Source organism: uncultured Lamprocystis sp., from assembly GCF_903933125.1.
Lineage (GTDB): Bacteria > Pseudomonadota > Gammaproteobacteria > Chromatiales > Chromatiaceae > Thiodictyon.
This window is the reverse complement of sequence record NZ_CAIZIZ010000581.1, coordinates 1-8,667: the sequence shown is the minus strand read 5'-3', so window position 1 is coordinate 8,667 and position 8,667 is coordinate 1. Positions and strand designations below refer to the sequence as shown.

The window sequence follows — 8,667 nt, the reverse complement described above, 5'->3', positions numbered from 1 at the left end:
TGCAGAGCGGTCAGACGTTGGATAGTGGCGTTCGGATTTGGAACCCGTTTTCGATTTAACTCGACTTTGTGTTGACGGCATCAGGAACAAGAACTCGAAGCTCCGCTTATACACATGCTGACCGCAAGGAGGGAAAATAGGGGGTTTGGTATGAAGCCGGAAATATCGTGGTCTGTCCCTGAGGTATCCCCACGAAATAACTTTCTCTATCAGCGAGATAGAGACGCTTTGAATGGCTGGCAGAGGCCCTGACGCCGGGATTCCGCTAACCGACTGATGTCTCGATCAAGTTCGTGGGGATACCTCAGGGTCTGTCCCTGATTATCTAGTGATCCGCCCAGTGATCGGCTCGGACTCCGAAAACCGCAATCCGGTCACCTGAACCCAGTACCCGAGAAATTCCTTGAGCGCCAGTGCGGTCGCCTCCAGCGCTTCGGTCTTGGGCAGCCAGCATTCCGATCGGCGGCAGCCGTCCAGCGAGCGATAGTCGGCGCCAACCGGAAACACCGTAAAACCGGCCCGGGTGAACAGCGCGACCGCCCGGCGCAGACAGGGCAATCGCATCAAGCACTGCTAATATTAGCGGATGCCGATGCGCCTGCGTCGTCCTTGCGTTTGGGCGACTCGAAAAGCAGTTTTGTCAGGTAGTCCTCGTTGCAAGCGGCTTTCAAGCGTTTGTTCTGAAGACCAAGCTTGGTGTCGTCATTCTTGAGTCGTGAGAGGGCGAGGTGGCGCAGGACGGCGAGATTCGCGCGTGCCACCGGATCGCGGACGCGGCACTCATCCTCCCGGAAGGAAATATCGAGATTCCAATGCAACCCGTTTTCGACGCCCCAGTGACCACGCACCGCGTGGGCAAAGCGGGTGGCGCTGGTGCCGATACTGCCAATGAAATAGCGGGTCTCGATCGAGACCTTACCGGCCACCTCACGGCGCGATTCGACCATGCCGATCATGTTCATGGCCTTCCACACGGCGCTGCGCGGCACGCCGGAGAGATCGCCCAGGGTGCGGTAACGACGCGTTTCGCGGCGCCCATGTCCGCGCTCAATGGTCTCGAGAAACTCCGACTCGACCCCGGCATAGCCGCGGGCATCGGCGTCGATGAACGCCTCCTCGACCTCGGCGGCCAGCGTTTCCTGGTTGCCTTTGAGGGCCAGCACGTAGTCACCGCCCTGCGCGATGATCTGCTCGGCAATTTTGGTCTGGCAGCCCATGGCATCGATGGTGACGATGCAGCCGGCCAACGGGAGCCACTGCAGCAGGCGTGGAATGGCCGTCATCTCATTGGATTTGGCGTCCGTGGCCACCTGCCCGAGCACCACCCGGTTGGCCGTCGCCCAGGCACTGACCAGGTGCAACGCGGCCAAGCCCTTACTGCGGTTGTGCGAGCGGCGCAAGGTCTTGCCATCCACCGCAATGATCTCGTCGGGAAGCCGCCGCGCTCCACTGGCGAAAGCAGGAGGCGAACGCCTCGGGATTGATCAGCGCAAACACGCGCCCGAAGCAATCGTGCGAGGGAATCCCATGGGGCAGTTCCAGAAAGGTACGCAGCCACGGCTCCTTGCTCTTTGCGAACGTCTCCACGGCCACCCAGCCGTCGGCCCCACTGAGGGTTGCGGCGATGGCGATGACAATCATCTCGATCAGCTGGTGCCGGCTTTGCGGCGCGCTACGTGGGTCTTCCAGCGCGGCAAAATGACTCGCCAGCGATCGCTCGACACTCAAATCGCACACCGTGAGATCTCCCCAAGATTCAAAAGCCGAGAAGCATGGGGGTAACCGAGTTGGTTATCCAACAGTATCCGCTAATACGTTGATGCGATAGCCCTGCCGGCGCAGATGCCAGGCAGACGTCACCAACAGGATGCGATCGGCCCCCAAGGGTGCGAGCAGGGACCGGCTGACGGCCGCGTTGCTTTGGGTATTCCGGCTGTCGGTGTCCAGCAGCAAGGCCGAGCGCGAGACCCCGAGGTCCTCCAGCAGACTTGCAATGGCTGCCGCTTCACCCGCCTGAAACGGGGGTTCCACGGGTCCGCCCGCGCTCACGACCACGACCGGTGCGCAACCCGCGTGGTAGAGGCGTGCCGCCTCCCACACCCGATCCGCACCTTGTTGCACGCGCGGCCGGCGATCCCCCTGCACCCAGGGCTGCATTGCGCCGCCGAGCACCACGATTGCCGCCGCGGGATGACAGTCACTTGGGGACCGGGGTGGGTAGCCGCGCTCCAGGGTCGCGATGAGCCGGTCGGCAACCCAGGGCGACGACGCCAGCAACAGGATTGCGAGCCCGCTGCCCAGCAGAACGGACCCCAGACGGCGCCACCGCGCCCCGCCGCGCCATGCCAGACCCAACAGCATCAGCCCCAGACCGAGCGTCAATGGCTTGAGAAGGTCAGTGATCAGGCGCTGCAGATCAAGCCAGTCCATCATGGGAGTTCCATCGCTCAATCAAACCCATTGGTGACGCGCCAATCACAAGGTCAACACCCTCCCAAACGTTGCCGTTGTCTTAACCGTAATCGGAGAAGGACTGTTGCCAGGGCGTTTAACTCGGCCCATTCCCCAATTGCGATTTGATGATGTCGGAGCTTGCCAGCGAGGTAATTCTAACGGGAAGCTTGGCGGCTGCTCTCGCCACTTTCATCATGACCCTGAAGATGCAACGAATTGCCGATTGACCAAAGTGGGAGACCGAGCTCAAGGCAGGATCGCCCGCCAGCCGCCCCGGCTTGGCAGACATTCCCAGCAGAACCCGGTGAAGGCGAAGCTCACAGTGCAGCTCGCGCCGATCGCCCCGGTGGTCCAGGTGTCGCCGCTCCAACTGCCTTGGGGGCAGGTGCCGCCGACCGCGGCATTGCGGGTGAAACCACTGCTGGCGGTGACCAGGAAGCTGGTTGTTGCCCCGGCGATGACCGTCTGTGGGGCGGACGGGCTGACCGTACCGCCGGTGCCGGCGGCCGGAGTGACGGTATAGGTTGTGCCGATCTTGATGACGAAGGCATCCGTCCCGCCTCCCCGATAGGTAGGATACAGCGCGTTGACCGTAGGAAAATCCACGGATTTGGTGGTCCCGGCCACATAGGCGTTGCCGGCCGCGTCCACGTCGATGTCCGAGTCGAAGTTGCTGCTACCCACACCCAGGTAAGTCGCGTACAACGGACCGAGCCCCTGCGGATCGAGTTTGGTCACGAAAATGTCCTGGCCGCTGCCCCCAAGACTGGGATTGATGGCGTTGACCGTGGGGAAGTCGCCGGACGAGGTGCCGCCCGTCAGGAAGGCGTTACCCGCCGCGTCCAGGGCGATGTTGCCCGCGTAGTCTTCATTGCTCCCCCCAAGATAGGTTGAGTACGCTGGCCCCTGACCCGCCGGGCCTAGCTTGGTGACAAAGGCGTCGCCGTTTCCCCGATAAGTAGGATAGCGGGCATTGACTGCGGGAAAGTCACTGGACCAGGTTACACCCGTCACGAAGGCGTTGCCCGCTGCATCGACCGCGATCCCGTATCCATCGTCCTCGCCGGTCCCGCCTAGGTAGGTGGAGTAGACCAGACCCAAACCCTGGGAATCGAACTTGGTCACGAAGGCGTCGTAGGCGCCGCCGAGATAGTTGGGATAGCGGGCGGTGAGCGTAATGGGAAAGTCGACGGTCGAGCCCGTCGTACCGGCGACATAGGCGTTGCCGACGGTATCTACGGCAATACCGGATCCCCAGTCATCGCCACTTCCGCCCAAATAGGTCGAGTAGAACGGTCCCTGGCCTTGTGGACCGAACTTGGTCACAAAGGCATCTGAACCGCCGGGACGCGTCGGATACAGGGCCGCGGCCGTCGGGAAATTCGAGGATTGCGTATTACCCACCACATAGGCGTTACCCGCACCGTCTACGGCGATTTCCGCCCCGATGTCAAGGCCGTTCCCCCCCAGATAGGTGGAGTAGACGGGCCCCTGGCCCTGGGGATCCAGCTTGGTCACGAAGGCGTCGTAGTCGCCGCCGAAGCTGGGATAGCGAGCATTGACCATGGGGAAGTCGGTGGAACTGGTCACGCCGGTGACATAAGCGTTACCCGTTGCATCGACGACGATGCCATCCGCGTTATCGTAATGAGGTCTCCCACTCGGATCAGAGGAACTCCCACCCAGATAGGTGGAGTAGACAAGACCCTGACCCTGGGCATCGAGCTTGGTTACAAAGGCATTAAAGGCAGCCCTCATGCTCGGGTAGCGCGCATTCGCCGTGGGAAAATCGGCCGATCCGGTGGTTCCGGACACATAGGCATTGCCCGCCCCGTCCGTGGCGATGGCGTACGCCATGTCGACCGCGCTCCCGCCCAGATAGGTCGAATAGACCACCACCGGGTCAATGACCAGTGGCTGCGCCGGGTCATAGGCAGCAAGCACTAGGCCGACGGTCTTATCGGCGCTCTGGTCCTGACGAGCGACGTCGCCGTTCGCCTTTGCCGCGCCGGTTGTGCGGCCGTCGAGCAGCGCATACCGCCCCGCCACCGCCCGCTCCTGCCCATCCACCCGTTGGTAGATCCGCGGCGCCCGCTGCACGATCTCCCCATCAGCCACCGCGAGTACCAGGTTGCCCTCGCCGTCGAGTCGCATCCCATCGACGCCCTCAAAGCTCAGCCGGATCTGGCCCGGATCGGCCCCGGGGGCAACCACCAGGTCGTATTCCAACTGCTGGGGGTTGCCATAGAAGACCAGATCAATGCCGGGGTAAACCTGATCGAACTGGACCTTGGCAAAGTGGGGCACGCCGCTGCGCCATTTCGCCTGGTCGTTGCCGAGATAGTAGTTGCTGATGCCGGGCTGGCGGTCCAGACCGGCGACAGCGGGGGCGGGGTTATGGGTGGCGCCCAGCAAGCGCATGCGCACAACGGCCGGCTGGGTTAGGGCGGCGGGTGCATCCTGGCTGATTGATTCCGACGTCGGCGCTGGACGTCCACCGAGTAAGTCCAGATCGTCCGGGCGACCCGCAAGGGATTCTGGCTGCCCGCTAAATTCCGCGGCTCGGTTGCAGACCGGCGAGTTAGCCGGTGGATCGGCTGGCGCTTCATCCAAGCTGCGTGGGAGGAGTCGCGTCGTTAGCCCGGTTCGCCGGGAGACCGGTCCGGCGTCCGCGTTGTCGGGGTGTGGGTCCGGTCCCGTTGCGGCGTTCTTGTGCAGCACCAACACCGCCTCGGCATTGGTGAGGAATAGGCTGTAACCGGCACCACGGGCGAGGTAGCGGACTTCCTCCGCCGTCTGGCCTTGGTTGGGCTCAAAGTGCATCGGCACGCGACCGTAGTCGGCCAGGATGCCGGGTTTCGCGGTGGCGGCGTCTTGGGCCAGCGCGGACAGCGGGGTTGGGTTGGCGAGTCCGAGCGGGGCGGAGTCCAGCGGTGCGGTCGTCCTTCGCAGACCTAGCGTCGGTTCGGCCGAATGCTCGGCGACGATGGGTAAAGCCCACGAGGGGCTGACCCCGAAGCCTAGCAGGGTGCCGAAGAGCAAACCCAGGGCAAGTCCCTGTTGCCGCGCGACGTGCGGGCTAGGTGCTCGGATCGGCATCCTGGTCCCGAAGTGCCGCCCGCAACTCTCCAGAACTCCTCGGCCCTTCATCCGCTTCATGTGCCTCGCTCCGCGCTGGTGGACAGGTCTAAATCGACCCTCTGGTCGATTCGGTGTACGTCAGTCAAATTATACCCTGGCCGCGGAGCTTCGGCATCGGTCGTCGCAAGGATGGGTGCGATCCAAACTGATGTGGTTGCCGAGCGGAAACCGGCGGAAACCGGGGACCGGCGGAAACCGGGGACAGACCACGGTTTCTATGTTAAAGCGGCAGATCGAGTTGACTCGCATCGGGCGGCTCTTTCTTCGGTCGGCCGGATCTTCCGGGCCATGTACGGCGGCCGACCATCGCTGCGATCTGTCGCTGGAAACGAGGACTGCCCAGAGCGAACCCGCCGTTGGTCGCATCCCGAAGCGCAACGAGCGCGTCCTCCGGGATTACGTCGGCGAATAGGTCTCGGTAAGTGGAACGTCGTGCTTCCTCGGTCTCGGCCAAGGCGAGGTACAGCGGGTGCGCCGCGACGACAGGATCGGCGCCGCCCAGGGCGTTGCAGCGGTAGCTCGACCACGGGTAGTCTCCCGGCGCGGGCACCATATGCGCCCGCACCGGATTGAGCTCGATGTAGCGTTGGCAGGCGAGGAGGTAGCTGTCGGCCTCGATGATCGACGAGCGGAAGCGGCCCTCGAAGAGTGTCCCGCTGCGGCGGTAGGCGCGGTTGACGTGCGGCACGTAGCGCTGACCGAGGCCCTTCATGAGCAGAGACGGTCCGCGCTCGCTCTCGGGCGTTATCAGGAGATGCACATGGTTGGTCATGAGCACGTACGCATGGACCCGCACCGACTCACTTGCGGCAAGTCCGGCTAGGGCATCGAGAAACGCCCGGCGGTCGGCTTCGGCGAAGAAGATCGCCGTCCGGTCGATACCGCGCAAGATCGCGTGCATCGGAAAGCCGGCGGCGACGATGCGCGCGTGTCGTGGCATGTCGTTAGGTCGTCTGGCAGGAACCGGTGCAGGCACTATAGCAAGAAACCGTGGTCTGTCCCGAATGGCACTCCGAATGGCACTAATTTAGTCTAACAGACTGAAAATAATGGGGGCTAACCCGCAAGAGTGGTAGGCTGAAGGTTGCGACACCCAACCCATCACCCTGCGAGCCAGCCCCATGCATCCTAACCAGCGCGCCGCGACGCAGCAACGTGTCCTTGAGGAGGCCGCGCGGATCGACACCGGCGGATTCTTTAATTTGTTGACCGGCCCGCAGCTGCTCGATCACGTCGCCGCGTTGGTGCCGGCCCATCGTGAGCGGGCCTTTCCTCCGACTGAGACCTTGGCGATGTTCATGACCCAGGCGCTCTCGGCGGACGGCAGTTGCCGCCAGGCGCTCGCCGACCACGCGGTCCAACGGGCCATCGCCGGGTTGCCGCGCCTGAGTACCAGCACCAGCGCCTTCTGCCAAGCCCGGGCCCGGCTGCCGTTGTCGATGATCTCGACCCTGGCGCGCCAGACCGGGGAACTGGTCACCGACGGGGCACCGGCCTGGTGGCACTGGCACGGCCGACGGGTGCGGCTCGCCGACGGGGCCACGCTGACCTTGGCCGACACCGCGGAAAACCAGGCCAAATATCCGCAGCCGACGAGCCAGAAGCCCGGACTGGGGTTCCCGATCTGTCGGTTGGTGGTCTTACTGTGCCTGGCGACCGGCGCCTTGTTAGATGGGGCCGTCGGTCCCTGTGTGGGCAAGGGCAGCGACGAGCAGAGCCTGCTGCGCACCCTGCTCGATACCCTGCTGCGCGGCGAGATCCTGATTGCCGACGCTTTTTACGCGACGTATTTTCTGCTCTGCGAGTTGGGGTCCCGCGGCGTCGATGGGGTGTTTGAGCAGTACGGCGCCCGCAAGCGCAGCACGGACTTTCGCCTGGGCCAATGGCTTGGGGTGCGTGATCACCTCATCGTCCTGAGCAAGCCCAAGCGTCCGGACTGGATGCGCCAGGAGGACGACGATCAGGCCCCGGACACCCTGACCGTGCGCGAGTTTCAAGCGGGCGGTAAGATCATGGTCACGACCCTCCTGTGCCCCAAAGCGGTCCCCAAGTACACCCTCAAGGTGTTGTACCGCAGCCGCTGGAACGTCGAACTTGATCTGCGCAACATCAAGACCACGCTCGGGATGGAACACCTGCGTTGCCGGACCCCGGAGATGGCGATCAAGGAGTTGTGGGTCTACTTGCTGGCCTACAACCTGATCCGTTTGTTGATGGCGCAAGCCGCCTTGCTGGCCGACCAAATCCCGCGCCAACTGAGCTTTAAACACACGGTGCAGATCTGGATTTCCAGGCAACAGCGGGGCGGCGGGACGCGTGACGCGGTGGTGATCCGTGCCCTCTTGGTGTTGATCGCCGAACCCCGCGTCGGACTACGGCGAGGACGCATTGAGCCGCGGGCGTTGAAGCGTCGGCTCAAGAGCTATCCGCTGTTGACCAAGCCCCGGCGCCTCGCGCAGGAGGAGGTCCGCCAGAACGGCCACCCCAAGAAACAGCGCTGAACACGCCGATTTTTGGTCCTGAGTCGCAACGGTAACCCGCTGATTTAAAGATGCTCTCGGCTTATCTTCGCGCCATTCTGGTCTGTCCCCGGTTTTCGCCCGGTTTTCGCTCTGAACGCCCTGCTGCTGCTCACCTCTGTCGCGGTCCGCCAGGGGGACGCGGTCGGACTCATGACCTATGGCGGACCGCGCCGCTGGTTCGCCCCGCGCAAGGAGCCCGCCACGGTGAACCGGCTGCTGGAGGCCGTCTACGACCTGCAACCCAGCCTGGAAGCCGCGGACCCGCTGGCCGCGGCCCGCACCCTGCTGGCCGCCATGCCGCGGCGCGCCCTGGTGGTGATCCTCACCAACAGTCGGGACGAGGATCAGGAGGGCCTGGAGCAGGCCGCCCAACTCCTGCGCCGCCGTCATCTGGTGGTGGTCGCCGACCTGCGCGAGGCCGCCCTGGATCGGGCACTGGAAGCGCCGATCGGGAACCTTGAGGAGGCGTTACGCTTCCACAGCGTCCACGGCTGGCTCGCCCAGCGCCAGCGGCACCAGGAGCGCCTGCAGCACCTGGGCATCCAGTCGC

5 protein-coding genes and 2 pseudogenes are annotated in these 8,667 nt (G+C 63.9%); 2 read left to right on the top strand and 5 right to left on the bottom strand.

Going from position 1 to position 8,667, the window contains the following annotated elements:
* Positions 1–321: 321 nt before the first annotated feature.
* The 5 genes and pseudogenes from QZY03_RS31510 to QZY03_RS31490 all read right to left on the bottom strand — a co-directional run bounded on the left by QZY03_RS31510 (position 322) and on the right by QZY03_RS31490 (position 6,535).
* A complete protein-coding gene (locus tag QZY03_RS31510; RefSeq protein WP_295588328.1) occupies positions 322–564 on the bottom strand; it encodes a hypothetical protein in 243 nt (80 codons plus the stop codon).
* A pseudogene (locus tag QZY03_RS31505) lies at positions 564–1,737 on the bottom strand (ISAs1 family transposase). The gene QZY03_RS31510 and the pseudogene QZY03_RS31505 overlap by 1 nt, the downstream one beginning before the upstream one ends.
* 54 nt (positions 1,738–1,791) lie before the next feature.
* Positions 1,792–2,433, bottom strand: a complete 642-nt coding sequence (locus QZY03_RS31500; protein ID WP_295588326.1) for a YdcF family protein — start codon at positions 2,431–2,433, stop codon at positions 1,792–1,794.
* A gap of 267 nt (positions 2,434–2,700) precedes the next feature.
* Positions 2,701–5,613, bottom strand: a complete 2,913-nt coding sequence (locus tag QZY03_RS31495; RefSeq protein ID WP_295588324.1) for an SBBP repeat-containing protein — start codon at positions 5,611–5,613, stop codon at positions 2,701–2,703.
* Between the two features lie 202 nt (positions 5,614–5,815).
* Positions 5,816–6,535 carry a transposase gene (locus tag QZY03_RS31490; RefSeq protein ID WP_295588322.1) on the bottom strand — a complete coding sequence of 240 codons (720 nt, stop codon included), beginning with the start codon at positions 6,533–6,535 and terminating at the stop codon, positions 5,816–5,818.
* Positions 6,536–6,716: 181 nt separating this feature from the next.
* Between QZY03_RS31490 and QZY03_RS31485 the strand changes: the two genes are divergently transcribed.
* Positions 6,717–8,096 (top strand): IS4 family transposase, encoded by a 1,380-nt coding sequence (locus QZY03_RS31485; RefSeq protein WP_295588320.1) that lies wholly within the window; start codon positions 6,717–6,719, stop codon positions 8,094–8,096.
* A 171-nt stretch (positions 8,097–8,267) separates the two neighbouring features.
* Positions 8,268–8,667, top strand: a pseudogene (locus tag QZY03_RS31480) (DUF58 domain-containing protein); the annotation flags it as partial.

Excerpts from the sequence above, each read along its gene's own strand:
- QZY03_RS31510 (WP_295588328.1), bottom strand. The coding sequence starts at position 564 with ATGCGATTGCCCTGTCTGCGCCGGGCGGTCGCGCTGTTCACCCGGGCC.
- QZY03_RS31500 (WP_295588326.1), bottom strand. The coding sequence starts at position 2,433 with ATGATGGACTGGCTTGATCTGCAGCGCCTGATCACTGACCTTCTCAAG.
- QZY03_RS31495 (WP_295588324.1), bottom strand. The coding sequence starts at position 5,613 with ATGAAGCGGATGAAGGGCCGAGGAGTTCTGGAGAGTTGCGGGCGGCAC.
- QZY03_RS31490 (WP_295588322.1), bottom strand. The coding sequence starts at position 6,535 with ATGCCACGACACGCGCGCATCGTCGCCGCCGGCTTTCCGATGCACGCG.
- QZY03_RS31485 (WP_295588320.1), top strand. The coding sequence starts at position 6,717 with ATGCATCCTAACCAGCGCGCCGCGACGCAGCAACGTGTCCTTGAGGAG.